At 73.3% G+C, this 16173-nt stretch carries 11 protein-coding genes, 2 tRNA genes and 1 pseudogene; 7 read left to right on the top strand and 7 right to left on the bottom strand.

Going from position 1 to position 16173, the window contains the following annotated elements:
* Positions 1-202: 202 nt before the first annotated feature.
* Positions 203-1414 carry a hypothetical protein gene (locus tag K7C98_RS25565; RefSeq protein WP_224194382.1) on the top strand — a complete coding sequence of 404 codons (1212 nt, stop codon included), beginning with the start codon at positions 203-205 and terminating at the stop codon, positions 1412-1414.
* 87 nt (positions 1415-1501) lie between these two features.
* Here K7C98_RS25565 and K7C98_RS25560 read toward each other — a convergent pair whose 3' ends face one another.
* Positions 1502-2128: an RNA polymerase sigma factor gene (locus K7C98_RS25560; protein WP_224194381.1), complete on the bottom strand. Its 627-nt coding sequence runs from the start codon at positions 2126-2128 to the stop codon at positions 1502-1504.
* 48 nt (positions 2129-2176) lie between these two features.
* Between K7C98_RS25560 and K7C98_RS25555 the strand changes: the two genes are divergently transcribed.
* From K7C98_RS25555 to K7C98_RS25540, 4 genes are all read left to right on the top strand, one after another.
* A complete protein-coding gene (locus K7C98_RS25555; RefSeq protein ID WP_224194380.1) occupies positions 2177-4900 on the top strand; it encodes a serine/threonine-protein kinase in 2724 nt (907 codons plus the stop codon).
* A gap of 54 nt (positions 4901-4954) precedes the next feature.
* The gene (locus K7C98_RS25550) at positions 4955-6244 is read left to right on the top strand and encodes a glycine zipper domain-containing protein (protein WP_224194379.1); all 1290 of its coding nucleotides are present in this window, start codon (positions 4955-4957) and stop codon (positions 6242-6244) included.
* Between the two features lie 87 nt (positions 6245-6331).
* Complete coding sequence (locus tag K7C98_RS25545) at positions 6332-7633, top strand: Glu/Leu/Phe/Val dehydrogenase dimerization domain-containing protein (protein WP_224194378.1); 1302 nt, start codon at positions 6332-6334, stop codon at positions 7631-7633.
* 497 nt (positions 7634-8130) lie between these two features.
* Positions 8131-10248 (top strand): M13 family metallopeptidase, encoded by a 2118-nt coding sequence (locus tag K7C98_RS25540; protein WP_224194377.1) that lies wholly within the window; start codon positions 8131-8133, stop codon positions 10246-10248.
* 65 nt (positions 10249-10313) lie between these two features.
* Here K7C98_RS25540 and K7C98_RS25535 read toward each other — a convergent pair whose 3' ends face one another.
* Positions 10314-10880: a hypothetical protein gene (locus K7C98_RS25535; protein WP_224194376.1), complete on the bottom strand. Its 567-nt coding sequence runs from the start codon at positions 10878-10880 to the stop codon at positions 10314-10316.
* A gap of 423 nt (positions 10881-11303) precedes the next feature.
* Complete coding sequence (locus tag K7C98_RS25530; RefSeq protein WP_224194375.1) at positions 11304-11768, bottom strand: ubiquinol-cytochrome c reductase iron-sulfur subunit; 465 nt, start codon at positions 11766-11768, stop codon at positions 11304-11306.
* Between the two features lie 110 nt (positions 11769-11878).
* On the opposite strand from K7C98_RS25530, the gene K7C98_RS25525 reads away from it, so the two are divergent.
* Entirely contained in the window at positions 11879-13012 is a 1134-nt protein-coding gene (locus K7C98_RS25525; RefSeq protein ID WP_224194374.1) for a hypothetical protein, read from the top strand.
* A 234-nt stretch (positions 13013-13246) separates the two neighbouring features.
* Positions 13247-14227 carry a M28 family peptidase gene (locus tag K7C98_RS25520; protein ID WP_224194373.1) on the top strand — a complete coding sequence of 327 codons (981 nt, stop codon included), beginning with the start codon at positions 13247-13249 and terminating at the stop codon, positions 14225-14227.
* On the opposite strand, the gene K7C98_RS25515 is transcribed toward K7C98_RS25520, so the two are convergent.
* The 4 genes and pseudogenes from K7C98_RS25515 to K7C98_RS25500 form a co-directional block, all read right to left on the bottom strand.
* The gene (locus K7C98_RS25515; RefSeq protein WP_224194372.1) at positions 14208-15176 is read right to left on the bottom strand and encodes a hypothetical protein; all 969 of its coding nucleotides are present in this window, start codon (positions 15174-15176) and stop codon (positions 14208-14210) included. The genes K7C98_RS25520 and K7C98_RS25515 overlap by 20 nt on opposite strands.
* Before the next feature lie 219 nt (positions 15177-15395).
* Positions 15396-15468: transfer RNA gene (locus K7C98_RS25510), tRNA-Lys, on the bottom strand.
* 25 nt (positions 15469-15493) lie between these two features.
* Positions 15494-15566: transfer RNA gene (locus K7C98_RS25505), tRNA-Glu, on the bottom strand.
* 102 nt (positions 15567-15668) lie between these two features.
* Positions 15669-16173: pseudogene (locus K7C98_RS25500) on the bottom strand (hypothetical protein); the annotation flags it as partial.

Here is a 16173-nt window from a genome sequence, read left to right as displayed (position 1 = left end):
GCACGCGACGGCCGGTCTGCAGAGCGGAATTCCGCGGTGGCTCCGCGGGGGCTCCACGTGTGGATCCGGGACAATCCGCGGACCCGCGGCACGTGCGGCGGCGCGGGACCTACCCGCGCGACCGCATGTGTATTCCTTCCGCCCCGAACTGACAAGCACCAATTTCCCAATCATGCCGGGCTTGTGGCATAGGCTCTCGCCGATGCCGGTCTCGCCGCGCCCCCGCAATTTGCCTCGCCTGCCCCGCGGATTTCGGCCCTGGCTGCCGTTCGCGTGCGGCCTCGGGCTCGTCGCGCTCACGACCGCGTGCGGCGGTCGGCCGCCGACCGAACCTGCGCCTTCGGTCAGCGCGCACCAATCGCTGTCCGCCGGCACCAGCCCCGCCCCCGAGCCCACGGCCGCCGCGCCTGCGCGCACGCCCGCCCCCGCGCCGGCCGCCCCTGCGGCGGAGCCCCCGCCCGCCGCACCCGCCGGCGCCGGCGGCACCGCGCCGCTCACCGCCGAACAGCGGGCGACCATGCTGGCTGGTCCCGAGGACAGCCTGATCAAGACGCCGATCCACTACATGAAGAGCAACGAGGTCCGCCACGACGTGTTCTTCCCGTACGTCGCCGGCAAGGGCGGCGTCTACGTCGGCGTCGGCTCCGATCAGAACTACACCATCGCGGCCGCGGCCGGCAGCGAGCTGATGTTCTTGCTCGACATCGATCAGAGCGTGGTCGACCTCCACCGCTGCTACGAGGCGCTCATCGAGGCCTCCCCCGATCCGAAGACGCTCTACGACCGCTGGTCCGCCGGGGCCGTCGACGCCAGCGTGCAGATCCTCGAGACCGCCTACGCCGACCTGCCCGAGGCCGAGCGCAGGCGCATCGTCCGGCTCTACAAGGCCGCGCGCGAGACCGTGTGGATCCACCTCGATCGCGTGTACCGGCGCCACCAGGCCGACCAGCCGACTGCCTGGCTGTCGAACCCCGAGATGTATCAATACATCCGCCGCATGTTCCTCGCCGATCGCGTGCGCATGATGGCCGGCGACCTCACCGGCCCCGACTCGCTGCAGACGGTCGGCGCCGCCGCCCGGGCCCTCGACCTGCCCGTGCGCGTCATCTACTTCAGCAACGCCGAGGAGTACTTCGACTACAATAAGCAGTTCGTCGCCAACATCGAGGCCCTCGCCGGCGACCAGGACGCGGTGGTGCTGCGCACGATCTACAGCAAGAATTGGGTCCACGCCGATCAGCTGTGGGCCTATCAGGTCCAGCCGCTCGCCGACTACCGCGCGCGCCTCGGCGACCGCAAGAACCGCTCGCGCAACCCGATGCTCCGCTACGCCGAGCTCGACGGCACGCTCAACAAGGAGACCGGCGTCAAGGGCCTCAGCCTGATCGCCCTCGCCCCCCGCGGCGCCGGCTGATCACCTGACCCGAAGGACAGCCGGCGTCGGCGCCGAGCCGGCCGCGCAATCACCTGTCCGAAGAGACATCCATCCACTGCGCCGGCGTCACGCCTCGTCGGCGCCGAGCTGCGCCCGCAGCTCGAGCTTGAGCCGCTCGAACCGCTTGCGCAGCGCGGCGGCCCGGCGCTCGAGGCCGGCGGCGTCGAGCGGCTCGCCGAGCACCGCCGCGATGTCGCGCCAGCTCATCCGTCGATCGACGCGCAGGATCAGCAGCGTGCGATCGTCGGGCTCGAGCCGCTCGCGCAGCGCGGCGAACCGGCCCTTCGTCTCCGTGCGCGCGTACTCGGCCGTGGCCGTGCGCGCCTGCGCGACCAGATCGTGCAGCTCGGGCGCCTGCGACGGCGACACGTGCGGCCCGTGGCGCTCGGGCGCGCCGCCCCACTGGCGACGCAGGGCGTTGCGCGCCACCACGTAGCACCACGTGCGCAGGCTCGCCTGCCAGCGGAAGCCCGCGAGCCCGCGCCACACGTCCTCGCAGAACTGCGCGAACGCGTCGTGCGCGTCGATCTCGCGCCGCGACATCGCCACCAGATAACCCAGGATCTCGGGCCCGAGGCCTCGCACCACCCGCGCCGTCGCATCCGCGACGTCGCCCCGCTCGAGGCTCGCCCGCACCTCCGCCGCGAGCGCGTCGGCCAGCTCCGCGCGCCCCGATTTCGCCCCCTCGCCCACGCGGCCGCGAGTATACCGGCCGCCCTCGCGTGCGATACTTCGTCGCGCATGAGCTCGCGCAACTCGATCGGCGATAGCGAGCTCGACGACGGCGCGGATTCGTTCAGCGACCTCGCGGGCACCGACGCCACGCTGCTGGCGCAGATCGGGCGAGCGCCTGCCGTCCCGCTCGACGCCGTCGATCACGCGCCGCTCGTGCCCGGCACCGTCATCAGCGAGCAGTTCGAGATCGTCGAGCGCATCGGCGCGGGCGGCATGGCGGTCGTCTACCTCGCCCGCGATCGCCAGCTCGGACGTCCCGTGGCGATCAAGCTGCAGCGCCGCCCCGCCGACCCCGGCGGCCTCTCGCGGGCGCTGCGCGAGGCCATGGCGATGGCCCGCCTGTCGCATCCGAACGTCCTCACCGTGCACGAGATCGGCGAGCTCGGCCCGCGGATCTACATCGTCATGGAGCACATCGACGGCTGGAACGCCCGCGCCTGGCTGGCCCGCAGGCCCGATCGCGCCGCGATCATCGACCTGTTCCTTCAGGCAGGTGAAGGCCTGGCCGCGGCCCACGCCGTCGGCATCGTCCACCGCGACTTCAAGCCCGACAACGTGCTCGTCGGCCGCGACGGCCGCGTCTGCGTCGGCGACTTCGGCCTCGCCCGCGTCGAGCACGGAGACACCGCCGCGAGCACCCCCGGCGACACCGCGGCCGCCCTCGCCCACGCGGTCACCGTCGACGGGGCGATCGCCGGCACCCCCGCGTACATGGCCCCCGAGCAGCGCGCGGGCCATGGCGTCGACGCGCGGGCCGATCAGTTCGCCTTCTGCGTCGCCCTGCGCGAGTCGCTCGGCTCGAACGCGCCTGCGTGGCTCGAACGGATCCTCCGCCGCGGCAGCGACGAGCAGCCCGAGCGCCGCTTCGCCTCGATGCGCGCGCTGCTGACCGCGATCCGTAGCGAGGCCCGGGCCGCCCGCCGAAGGCCGATGATCCTCGCGGGCGTCGCCGCGTGCCTCGGCGCGGGCGTGGCCGCCGGCCTCGGCGCCTTCGATCGCGCCCCGGCCTGCGCCGACACCGACGCCGCGCTCGCCGGCGTGTGGGACCCGCCGCGCCGAGACGCCGTCGTCGCCGCCTTCACCGCGGCCTGTGCCGGCGAAGGAACCTGTCCCGAAGGACTTGTCACTCGCACCACCACCCAGCTCGACGCCTACGCCGCCGCCTGGTCGCGGGCCCGCGTCGACGCGTGCGAGGCCACCCACGTCCGCGGCGAGCAGTCCCCCGATCTGCTCGATCGCCGCATGCTCTGCCTCGGCGAGCGCCTGCAGGCCCTCGACGCGCTCGTCGACGTGTGGATGACCGTCGACCCCGCGACCGCCGCGGAGGCGCCGACGGTCGTGGCCGCCCTGCCGCCCGTGGAGCCCTGCGCCGATCCGGCCCACCTCATGGCGCGCCTCGTCCCGCCCGCCGACCCTCGCCTGGCCGCGGCCGTCGACGCCGTGCGGGCTCGCCTCGCCGAGGCCACCGCGCTCGGCCGCGTCGGCCGCAAGAGCGCCGCCGTCGACCTCACCCGGAGGCAGCTCGACGACGACGCCACGCAGGCCTATGCCCCGCTGCGCGCCGAGGTCGACGTCCTCCTCGGCGAGCTGCAGTGGCAATCCGACCCCGAGAGCAGCGTGCGTCACCTCGAGTCCGCCTACTTCAACGCCCGGGCCCACGACCACGACGTCGTGGCCGCTCGCGCCGCCGCGCATCTGGTGTGGTCCACCGGCTACGTCCGCGGCGACGCAGCGGCCGCCGGCGCGTGGGCGCGGCATGCCCTCGCCGAGACCGAGCGGAGGGGCGCCGCCGTCCACGACCGCGTCCAGGCGCTCAACGCAGCCGCCAGCCTGCGCTCCCAGGAGGGCGATCACCTCGCGGCGCTGGCCCTCCAGGATCAGGCGCTCGCGCTGCTCGAGCCGAGCGGAGGCGCCTGGACGTCCGTGCTCAACAACCGCGCCGCGACGCTCGACGCCCTCGGCCGCTACGCCGAGGCCAGCGCCGCGTACGAGCAGGTGCTCGTCGAGGAGCAGCGGATCTACGGACCGCTCCACTCCTGGGTCGCCGTCACGCTCGGCAACCTCGGCCTCGTGCGCGTCCGCCAGGGCCGCTTCGCCGAGGCGGCCCAGCTCCAGCGCTCCGCCCTCGCCATCCTCGATCAGGCCCCGGGACAGGACCGCGATCATCGCTGGCAGACCCTGCTCAACCTCGGCATCGCCGAGCTGGCCGACGGGCACCCGGAGGCCGGCCTGGGCGCCATTGACGAGGCCCTCGCCCTCGCCACCGCGCGCCTCGGCGGCGACAACCCGGACATCGCCCTGTGCCTGTCCGCCCGCGCCAGCGCGCTGGTGCGCCTCGGCCGCTTCGACGAGGCCGTGACCGCCGCCCGCGACGGCCTCGGCCTGCTCGAAAAGACATATGATGCCCGGCACGACGAGGTCCTGATCCAGCAGCGCCTGCTCGCCGAGGCGTTACTCGGCGCCGGCCGCGAGCCCGAGGCCGAGCAGTGGCTCGCGCGCGCGCTCGCCGGCTGGGACGCGCGCAGCGACGGCGAGCACCCGCAGCAGGCCGAGGCGCTGGTCCTCCTCGGCGACCTCCTGCGCCGCGTCGATCGCAGCGACGAGGCCGCCGCTACCTACGCGCGCGCCCTCGAGATCGCCGAGCGCAGCGAGGTCGATCCCGAGCTGAGGACTCGCGCCGAGGCCGGGCTGGACGCGGTCTCTGCCCGCGATCGCGCGCGCAAAAAATAATTCGCTCGGCCTGTCACAACCGGTCCGCCTCGACTCCACCGCCGAGGAGTATCCATGACCGATCTTCGCCCGTCCCTCAGCCGCCGCCGTCTGTTCTCGCTCACCGCCGGAGGCGCCTCTGCGCTGTTGCTCGCCCAGACCGCCCGCGCCGCCGGTCCGAAGCCCGTCTTCAAGCCGGTCCCCGACAGCAAGCTGCGCAAGGCCCTCGACCAGGTCCCCGGCGACGTCGTCCAGCTCCCCGAGCACCTGCGACCGCTCGCCGAGCAGCTGCTCGCGCGGGCCAAGGGCGCCGTCACTTCCGCGATCGCCAAGCCTGCCAGCGCCAAGGGCGACAAGATCGCCGCCGCCGGCCTGAAGTTCGCAGCCAAGCTCACACCCGCCCGCGCCGCTCGCCTCAGCGCCAGGTCCGAGCAGCTGCAGGTCGCCAAGGTCAGCCCCTTCGGCGCCTTCGCTCGCCCCGGCGTCAAGCTGCAGTCCGCCGCCGGATTCCGCGCCTCGCTGAGCAAGGTCGTCGACGTCAGCAAGCTCAAGTTCGATCCGAAGGTGAAGGCCCCGCAGTGGAAGGCCCCGCTCGTCTCGAAGATCGAGTTCCACCTCAACCGCGTCCGCTGCATCGAGGAGACCAGCGAGGCCAGCGACTCCGACGAGATCCTGCTCGGCGGCCAGCTCGTCGAGCCGAACGGAGCCGTCAAGAAGTTCGACCGCTTCAAGGTCAGCGACGACTTCGACGCCGGTGAGAAGGTCGCCTTCGACTACGAGCTGTGCGGCAAGCTCCCGCGCTCCTCGCTGCCGTCGTTCCTGCAGGCCATGTGCCCGAACGGCAGCCCCGACGACCCGTATCGCGGGCGCAAGCTCGTCAGCGCCAGCCTCGATCCGCAGGTCATCCCCTTCCCGTCGACCCACGGCCTCGTCCTGATCATGGGCGAGCAGGACGAGGGCGGCTTCAACGATCTCTTGCAGGACGTCTACGCCGCCCTGCGCGACGAGATCGCGGCCGAGCTCGACGCTCTCGGCGTCGCCGCCGGATCCGCGCTCGGCGGCGCTCTCGGCAGCATCATCCCCGGGCTCGGGACCGCCATTGGCGCTGCGATCGGCGCCGCGCTCGGGTGGGTCCTGGGCGAGTTCATCGAGTGGCTGGTCGGCCTGTTCAACAACGAGGACGACCTGATCGAGGCCAAGCACTGGAACATCCAGCTGCCCAGCCCCGAGCTGTCGGCGATTCAGGGCCTGGGCCAGTCCTTGCCCGCGCCCGCCGGCGTGTGGGCCTCGCCGCTCAAGAGCCTCAAGTTCCGCGGCGACGGCGGCAGGTACGAGGCGCACGTGCACTGGCGCGTCTTCACCTGACCCACCTGCGCACGCGGCGACGGTGCGAGCCCTCACGGCCTCCCTGCCCGCGCCGCCCGCGGCGCCGCGGCTAAAGTCGTCGCAGCCATGACGCGCCTGGTCGACCTCAGCCCTGAAGCATTCGCAGCGCACCTCACCTCGCTCGGCCGTCGCCGCGCCTACTTCGTCCACGACGGCGGCGTCGTCCGCAGCTCGCACCCCGAGCTCGCCGAGATCGCGACCCACCTCCTCGGCGACGACCGCGACTACCACCGCCACGAGGGCGTGTTCCTCGAGGTCGGCGCCACCACCGGCGCCCTGTTCGGCGCCTTCGTCCACAACACCACCCGCGGCCAGGGTCAGGGCGGCCTGCGTTACTGGCCCTACGTCGACCTCGCCAGCTTCCTCAGCGACGGCCTGCGCCTGTCGCACGGCATGACCCGCAAGAGCGCCCTCGCCGGCCTGTGGTGGGGCGGCGGCAAGGGCCTCATCGCCCGCCACGTCGATCACCCCTACCACGACGTCGGCTTCCGCGAGCGCCTCTACACCGACTACGCCGCCTTCGTCGCCGGCCTGCGCGGCTGCTACATCACCGCCGAGGACGCCGGCACCGGCCCTGCCGACATGGCCGTCGTCCACCGCGGCACTCGCTTCGTCACCTGCACCCCGCCGGCCGTCGGCGGCGCCGGCAACCCCTCGCCCGCGACCGCCAAGGGGGTCGTCTGCGCGATGGAGGGCGCCCTGGCCCACCTCGGCCTCGGCGACCTCGCCGGCAAGAAGATCGTCATGCAGGGCACCGGCAACGTCGGCTCCGCCATGATCGGCGAGCTCGTGCAGCGCCGCGTCGGCTCGATCCTCGCCAGCGAGTTGTCGCCGGCCCGCCGCGAGCAGCTGGCGCGCGAGTTCGCCGGCGCCCCGCTCACCGTCGTCCCCGCCGAGCCGGGCGACAACCGGATCCTCGCCGAGCCGTGTGACATCCTCGCGCCCAACGCTCTCGGCGGCGTCCTCAACCCCGACACGATCCCCGGCATCCAGGCCCGGATCGTCTGCGGCGCCGCCAACAACCAGCTCCTCGACGACGTGCGCGACGGCGAGGCCCTGCGCGCGCGCGGCATCGTCTACGTGCCCGACTTCCTGTGCAACCGCATGGGCATCGTCTACTGCGCGAACGAGCAGTACGGCATCGTCCCGAACGACCCCGCGATCGAGCGCCACTACGGGCGCGAGTGGGACAACGCCGTGTTCGTCGTCACCCGCCGCGCCCTCGAGCTGGCCGAGCGCGAGAACATCACCTCCGCCGCCGCCGCCAACCGCCTCGCCGACGCCCTCGCCACCGAGCCGCACCCGATCTGGGGCCACCGCGCGCGCGCCATCATCACCGGTCTGGTCGCCGACGGCTGGGCCGGCTGATCTGTCCTTTCCGCCAGATTCTCACGCAGGCGGCCCGCCATCCGGCGACGGCCGCCTTTCACATGTCCAGAGAGACAGCTCCTTGCCCGGCGACCGCCCGCGCACGCCATTCCGCGGCTGTCCCGGGGGACACCCGACGTCCCGCCTGGGACGTCGGGTCAGGAAACCGTCACCCTGTCCAAACCCAGCGACGCAAGCCGCCATGGCCGCGCACGCGACCGACGGCGAGCGGGCGCTGGCCAACAGCGTCGAGGAGCTGGCGACCGGCGAGGGCTACTTCGACGCGGCGGTGCGGGACGCGGTGGCGGCCGGGAGGTGGCCGCCCCGCCGCCGGCTCGCCGGCCCGGGGGCGCCGCGACCTCACCTGTCCCGATGGTCAGCTCGATGCAGCCGGGCGCTGCACCGGGACCGGCTGCGCCTGGGCGTTCGCGCCGCGGTGAGTTGTCTAACTTGGCGAAACCCGCGGCGCGTCAGCGCGCTGTGGCATCGTCCGCTCGATGACACGCCTCACGCCCGCGCACTGCGCCCTGGCCCTGCTCGCCCTCGCCTGCGAAAAGCCGGCACCCACGCAGCCGCCCGCGGCCCAGCCGGAGCCCGTGGCCGCGCCTGCGCCCTCGCCGGTGCAGCGGGCCAACCTCGTCGCCCGCGAGCCGATCGGCGCCGGCGTGCTCGCGGCGCTCGACACCAACGTCGATCCCTGCACCGACTTCTACCAGTACGCCTGCGGCGGCTGGCTGCGCAAGACCCCGCCCCCGGCCGACAAGCCCCGCTACGGCCGCGGCTTCGGCGAGGTCACCGATCGCAACAACGAGGTCCTGCGCGCGATCCTCGAGCGCGCCGCCGGCAGCAAGGCCAAGAGCGACCCGGTCGAGAGCAAGCTGGGCGCCTTTTACGCCGCGTGCATGGACGAGCCCGCGATCGACAAGGCCGGCATCGCCCCGATCAAGCCGCTGCTCGCCAGGGTCAAGGGCGTCAAGGACGCCAACACCATGATGGCCGTCGTCGGCGGCCTCGACGCCGAGCTGTTCGGCGGTCACGGCCCGCTGTTCGACCTGTTCGTCGAGCCCGATCCCAAGCGCCCCGACGTCTACGTCGCCTTCGTCGACCAGGGCGGCACCGGCCTGCCCGACCGCGACTTCTACCTCAAGACCGACGAGCGCACCAAGGCGCTGCTGGCCGCCTACCAGGCCCACGTCGCGCGCATGCTCGGCTTCATCGGCGACGCCCCCGAGGTCGCGACCGACCTCGCCGCCAAGATCGTCGCCTTCGAGACCGCGCTGGCCGAGCTGCAGACCCCGCGCGATCAGATGCGCGACCCCGACAAGATCTACAACTTGCTCGGCGTCGAGGGCCTCGCCAAGCTCGACCCCGAGCTCAACTGGGCCGGCTTCTTCAAGGCGTTCGGCTACACCAAGCTCGGCGCCGACGTCAACGTCACCGTCCCCGGCTACTTCGAGAAGCTCGGCGCGCTGGTCCGCGGCACCGACCCGGCCACCCTGCAGGCCTACCTCCGCTGGCACATCATCCGCGCCACCGCGGGCAGCCTGAGCAAGGAGATCGTCGACGCCGACTTCCAGTTCACCTCCGCGCTGACCGGCGCCAAGGAGCTGTCGCCGCGGTGGGAGCGGTGCGTCGGCTGGGCCAACATGGGCCTCGGCGAGCTCGTCGGCCAGGCCTTCGTCAAGGAGCGGTTCGCCGGCGCCAGCAAGGACATCGCCCTCGAGATGATCGCCGCCATCGAGGAGGCCTTCGCCGCCGGTCTGCCCGCCCTCGCGTGGATGGACGACGCCACCCGCGAGCGCGCGCTCGACAAGGCCAAGGCGCTGCACAACAAGATCGGCTACCCCGACAATTGGCGCGACTACGGCAAGCTCAAGCTGCAGCGCACCGGCCACGCCGGCAATGGTCTGGCGATCCGCAAGTTCTTGCTGCGCCGCGACTTCGACCGCGTCAGCCAGCCGGTCGACAAGAGCGAGTGGCACATGCCGCCGGCGCTCGTCAACGCCTACTACAACCCGAGCGCCAACGAGATGGTGTTCCCGGCCGGCATCCTGCAGCCGCCCTACTTCAGCGCCGAGTTCCCGATGGCGATGAACTTCGGCGGCATCGGCATGGTCATGGGCCACGAGCTCAGCCACGGCTTCGACGACCAGGGCCGCAAGTTCGACAAGGACGGCGTCCTGCGCGAGTGGTGGGACCCGGGCGTCGCCGCCAAGTTCGAGACCCGCGCCAAGTGCATCGAGACCACCTACGGCGGCATCGAGGTCCTGCCCGCCGTCAAGCTCAACGGCAAGCTCACCCTCGGCGAGAACATCGCCGACTTCGGCGGGATCAAGGCCGCCTACGCCGGCTACAAGCTCCACGCCAGCAAGAAGCCCGAGCAGCCGCTGATCCAGGGCCTCACCTCCGAGCAGCTGTTCTTCATCGGCTTCGCCCAGGGCTGGTGCACCCACGAGACGCCCGAGAGCCAGCGCCTGCGCGCCACCGTCGATCCGCACAGCCCCCCCAAGCAGCGCGTCAACGTCCCGCTGTCGCACTTCGCCGGCTTCTCGGAGGCCTTCCAGTGCCAGCCCGGCGCGGCCATGCGGGCCAAGGACGCCTGCGAGGTCTGGTGAGCCCGCGTCGACTGACGACGCGATGAACCGGCGACGCGCGCCCCCTCGGGCGCGCGTTCGTTCGGCTACGTCTCGCCCCCGTCGTCCGCCGCCTCGGCATTCGCGAAGCCGAACATGTCGATGACGAACTCCGGCTCGTCGAGCAGCGCCTCGACCTGCGCGATGTCGACATTCGCGAGGTCGCAGAGCATCGCCCGGATCTCGGGCGACAGCGCGTGCCAGCGAAACGCGGCGATCCGCAGCTCGAACTGGTAGAGCTCGGCATTCAGGGGCCTGCCCTGGCACGCCAGGTCAGGGAGCAAGTGCAGCGCATACGCGAGCGAGAAGAAAGCGGGGCGGTCGCCGGCGGACCACAGACGCCGCAGCTCGCGGATGCCGGCTGAAATGACGGGGAAGTACGTCCACCGCAGGGGCGAATGCGGGTCCCGATGCGCCTCGGTCTCTGCGGGCGGGTACAGGCAGCGCGCGCGCTCGTACTCTTCGAGGGCGTCGCACCAGGATCGCGGCACCTCGAGGAAGAACGTGCCTCGCTCGTGGGCCATCGCCTGCACCTGATCGACGATGGCGAGCTGTGCGTCCAGATCGCCGCACCCCGATCTGCAGTTGTTCACCATCCTGGCGACGAGCTCCATGCCGTCGATCGTGATCGTCTCCTCGCCCTCGAACGTGCTCGTCATGACTGCTCCGGCGGTCTGTCATACTACCGCGGCTCTTCGCTCGGCTGAAATCGAGGCGATCGGTCCGCAATCGCCAGTCGGCGGCGACCTCGCGTCGTGCACAGCACCCTCGCAACCGCCGAGCGCGGCCACTGCTCGCTCGCGCACACCGACACCACGACTCGATCGCGGACGCCTGCGCGCCAGGGCCTCCTCGAGTGCGCCCCTCACATGTCCCCGGAGACAGCTCTCGAGCCGACCGGCTGGGCGCGCTCGGTCCGCGGCGTCGGCCCGCACCTCACCTCGCTACCTGCGCCGGCCGCACGCGGCCACGACCGCCCTGTCTGAACGGACATGCCCGAGCGGCCAGGCCCCTCGAGACATGCCCGTTCGGACGCCTCACCCCACGCGGAAGCGCAGCGTCGAGCCGTCCGCCGTCACCGCGTACTTCGCGAGCGGCGCCTTGGCGGGGCCCTTCAGCACCGCCCCGTGGGCGTCGAAGCGCGAGCCGTGGCACGGGCAGTCGAGGCTGCGCTCGGCCGCGTTCCAGCCGGGGGTGCAGCCCATGTGCGTGCACTTCAGCAGCAGCGCCTCGTACGACTCGCCTTCGCGCACGACCAGCACCGGCTTCTTCACCCCTGCCACCTCGACCGTCATCACCCCGTCGGGCTGAGCCATCTCCGGCGCGTCGGCGAGCGCGATCGCGACCTCGCCGCCCTCGGCCTGGACCTCGTGCGCCGGCGGCAGCTTGCCCGCGCAGCCGATCACCGCCAGGCTCACCACCCCCGCGCCGCGGCCCAGCACCTCGCGCCGGGTGTACACCGGTGAACTCGCCTTCAGGTCCGCCCTCGATCGCTCGTTCATGCCCGATGCATACAACGCATGCGCGGCGGCGGCCACCATCCTCGTCGTGGCGAGCCCCCGCACCGCCGACCCGCTGGATGCCCTCCCGCGATCGGTGCAGCATGGCTCGCATGGCCGCGAGCACCCGCGAGCAACGGCGGCGAACCCCGGTCGCGCGGATCCTGCTCCGCGCCGCCGACCTGCTGGCGCGCGCCCCTGCCTCCGTGCGGGCCGCGGCCGCCGACATCGACGCCATCCTCGCGGCCCTGCCGATCACCCTCGTGCCTGCCCTCGACCGGGCCTTCCGCGACGCCGGCCTGCACGCCGACCTCGGCCTCGAGTTCGTCGATCTGCGCGCCGCCGACGTCGAGCGCATGGAGCGGTGCGGGGCGACCAGCGGCGCGCTCGGGGTCGCCAGCCTCGTCCGCGACGGCCACGCCCGCGAAGCCGCGGTGCGTCACCTCGGCCCCCGCGTCGATCGCCTCGCCACCGCCTTCCTCATCAACCGCCTCAACGACTACGTCGGCCCGATCGGCGACCTCGCCTGGGCCGGCCTGCAGCCGCGCCTGACCCCCGGGCACGCCCACCTGATCGTCCGCTGCCTCCCGCTCGTCGACCGCATGTCCGAGTGGGTCCGCGCCGGCCTCTCGCGGCGCCGCGCCCTGCAGGACCTGGCCCGCACGCCCGCCGCGCGACCTGCCCTCTGGGACAGCCTCCGCGACCGCGACATCGCGCTGGTGTGGTCCGCCGGCCGCGTGCTCGTCGAGCTCCACCGCGGCCAGCCCGAGATCCGCGACGTCCTGGCCGCCGCGCTCGGCCGCCGCGATCAGCAGCTGCGGATCTGGGCCGCCCGCCTCGCCGTCGAGCCCGCGATCACCCCGGCCGCGGTCCTGCACGAGCTCGCGCCGCGGCTCGCCGCCGACCGCAACCCTGCGATCCGCGTCGCCAGTGTCCGCGGCCACGCCGCCGCCGGCGACCGCGAGGCCCTGCTGCGCGCCACCTTCGACCCGCACGGCCTCGTCCGCCACCACGCCCGGATCCTCCTCGCCGCCCGGTTCAACTCGGTTGACTACCGCGGCCTCGCGCTCGCCACCCTCGCCGAGCCCGCGGCCACCCGGGCCGCCCTCGTCGGCGCCCTCGCCACGCTGTCGGAGTTCGGCCGTCGCCCCGACATCCCCGCGGTCGTCGCCTTCACCGTCGACCCGCGGATCGCGGTCGCCGCCGAGGCCACCCGCACCCTCGGCCTGCTCGAGAAGCTGCCGTAACCATTCGCCCCGACATACCCCCAAGGACATGCCCTCCAAGCCATGCTCATCAAAGCATGTTCTTGACGACATGTCCTGGGAGCCACGAAGTTTCCACGGCCCCGCAGCGCCCCCTACAGTCCCCGGTCCGCCCCGCCGCCGACAGCATGTGGCACCGCAGTCGAGGATCGCCGCGCCAGCGAGGTTGATTCCGCTTGCGCCCCCCGCGGCCGCGAGGCATCCAGGAGACCGCGCATGCTCGTCCGCCGCACCCTCGCGCTCGTCGCCCTCGCCCTCGCCTGCGGCCGCCCGCCGGCCCGCCAGGCCCAGGGCCTCGGCGACGGCGCGCCCGACGAGCGCTTCTCCGGCGACGCTGCGATGCAAAGGCTCGACGTCCTGCTGGACCGCTACCCGCGCGCTCTCGGCGACCCCGCGCGAGGCGGCGCGATCGAGGCCCTCGCCGCCGACCTGCGCGCCGCGGGTGCCACCAGCGTCGAGCGCCTCGACCACGACGGCGCCGATCCGCTCACCGGTCGCGCCTTCGCCATGACCACCCTCCTCGGCCACGTGCGGCCCGAGGCCGCGCGTCGGTTCATCCTCGCCACCCACTTCGACACCCGGCCGTGGGCCGAGTCCGACCCCGATCCGGCGCGCCGCGAGCAGCCGATCGTCGGCGCCAACGACGGCACCAGCGGCGTCGCCGTCGCGCTCGAGCTCGCCCCCTTGCTCGTCCGCCAGCTCCCGCCGGACGTCGGCCTCACCGTCATCCTGTTCGACGGCGAGGAGCTCGGCCGTCCCGACCTCGGCCCCTACCTCGCCGGCTCGCGCGCGCTCGCGGCGGCCATCGCCCAGGGCCGCTTCCCGCTGGCGGCCCGCGCCGAGTTCGGCGTCGTCCTCGACATGGTCGGCGACCGCGATCTGCGGATCCGGCCCGACCGCGCCAGCCTCGCCCAGCAGCCCGCGCTCGTCGAACGGATCTGGTCGATCGGACAGGCGCACGGCTTCGTCGCCTTCGACCGCGAACCGCTGCCCGTCCCGCTGCTCGACGATCACGTCCCGCTCAGCGAGGCCGGCGTGCCCTCGGTCCTGCTCATCGACTACGACTACCCGGCCTGGCACACCCACGCCGACACGCGCGACCAGCTCGACGCGCGCAGCCTCGGCGCCGTCGGCGAGACCCTCCGCCTCGCCTTCCTCGACCTCGCCGCGCGCCCCCTCAGCGACCCCCGCGGTTGACGCAGCTCGCGTGCGCCCCGGTGCAGTCGGCCGCGCACAGCCCCTGGTTCTCGCCGCACTCGAGCTTGCACGTCTCGCGGTCGGTCTCGACCTTCTGCTTGCCGCAGCCGCGCTCGCACGCCGCCTGCACCTTCGCGCACGCGCCCTCGCAGGTCGCCCTGGCCGCCTGACACGAACCCCCCACCGGCGCGCTCGTCGGGGCCGGCGGCGGCGACGGTCGCGGCGCGCTCGTCGAGGCCGGCGACGGCGACGGTCGCGGCGCGCTCGTCGGCGTCGCCGCGACGCTCGTCGGCCGCGGCGCCACGATCACCGTCGGCGCCGGCGCGGCCGCGAACCACCCGCTCGGCACCGCGTCGAGCGCCACGTCGACCACGCTGGCCGTGTTCTCGCACGTCAGGCGGCAGGTCGCCTGATCGGTCGCGCTCGTCTTCGTCGGTCCTTTACGACATGTCTCGAGGCACATGGCTAAAAAGCTAGACGGCGCCACGCCGAGGCTCGACGGGGCCACCGGCCTGCTCCCGGTCGCCACCGCGACCGGCCCGCTCACCGGCGCGGGCGATCCGCTCACCACGGCTCGCGCGCCCACGCCCGCGGCCGGCTCCTCCACCAGATCGCACTCGAGCGCGCAGGTCGCCCGGTCGTCCAGCGAGAGCGTGCGGTCGGCCTCGCACGCCGCCTTGCACCCCGCGCGGCCGGTCGGCGCCGGGCTCGGCGTCGCTGTCGCCGCGCCCGGTCGCCCCGCAGGGCCCGGCGGCGCGGCCGTCTTCGCCTGCGCCGCGATCTGCGAGCGGATCAGCTCGGGATCGGTCGCCGCGTCCTGCTCGCAGTCGAGGCGGCAGGTCGCCCGATTGGTCTCGGACAGCCGCGCCCGGTCGCACCGGTCGAGGCAGGCCGACAGCGCGTCGGCGGGGGCGGCCGCGGCCAGCGACGCTCCCAGGCCCATGGCCACGGCGAAGCTGACAGCGAGAGTCGGGCCTCGGGCGAACCACATGGGCGAAGACCTCCGGGCGAGTTCAGCGCCACGATAACAGAAGATCCCGACCCGGCCAGTTTCCCGGCGGGCACGCCGCGCCGGGCTCGCTGCGCCGCGCAAGAACCCACCGGCCCGAGCACCGCGCAGGTCTCGGCCCGGAGGGCCCTCGGGCCCGGTGAGGGGCCTCGAGGCGAATGAGCCCGGTCGGGATCGAACCGACGACCCACGGATTAAAAGTCCGTTGCTCTACCAACTGAGCTACGGGCCCAAGACCCAGCCGCGCGCGAGAGAGACGACCCTGACGGGATTCGAACCCGTGTTAGTGGCGTGAAAGGCCACCGTCCTAGGCCTCTGGACGACAGGGTCACGAGCGCCACGCGCGGCTGGGACCTGCGGCTTTTACTCGACTGCGGCGCAGCCCGCAAGCGCCTCGTTGCCAGCGACGCGCGTGCGTTAGCCCCGCCGCGTTCACTTGGCCTGCACGGCCTTCGCGCCCTTCGCGGGCTTCGCCGGCTTCGCCCCCGCCGGCTCGGCCGCGAGCCCGCCGGACGCGCCCGCTCCGGTCGCCCCGCCCGCGGGCGGCGCAGCGCTCACCTGGCCCTCGACCGGCGACGCGCTCGCGCGCGGCTTGACCAGCAGCGACTTCCCGCTGGCCACCAGCACGCTCTTCAGCGCGTCCCAGTGGGCCGGGTCGGTCTCGTACAGCGCGAAGTAGCCGTACTTGTCGTTCGCGTCGCGCAGCACGAACCACCCGCGCACCGCGGGCGCCCCGGTGGCATCGTCGGCCGGCGCCGAGTAAGCGCCGGTGTACGTCTTGCCGCGCGTGCCCTCGTCCTCCCACGTCGCGCTGCCCTTGGCGATCCCGCGCAGTTCCAGCACCTGGTCGCGCACCGCCGTGGTCGGCGCGTTCGGGTACTCGAAGAAGCCCACGGCCGCGTACGCGAGCGGCTGCCCGCAGCTCGTCGCCTGGTCG

The organism is Nannocystis pusilla (assembly GCF_020073745.1).
GTDB lineage: Bacteria > Myxococcota_A > Polyangia > Nannocystales > Nannocystaceae > Nannocystis > Nannocystis radixulma.
This window is presented reverse-complemented; position numbering and strand designations above follow the sequence as displayed.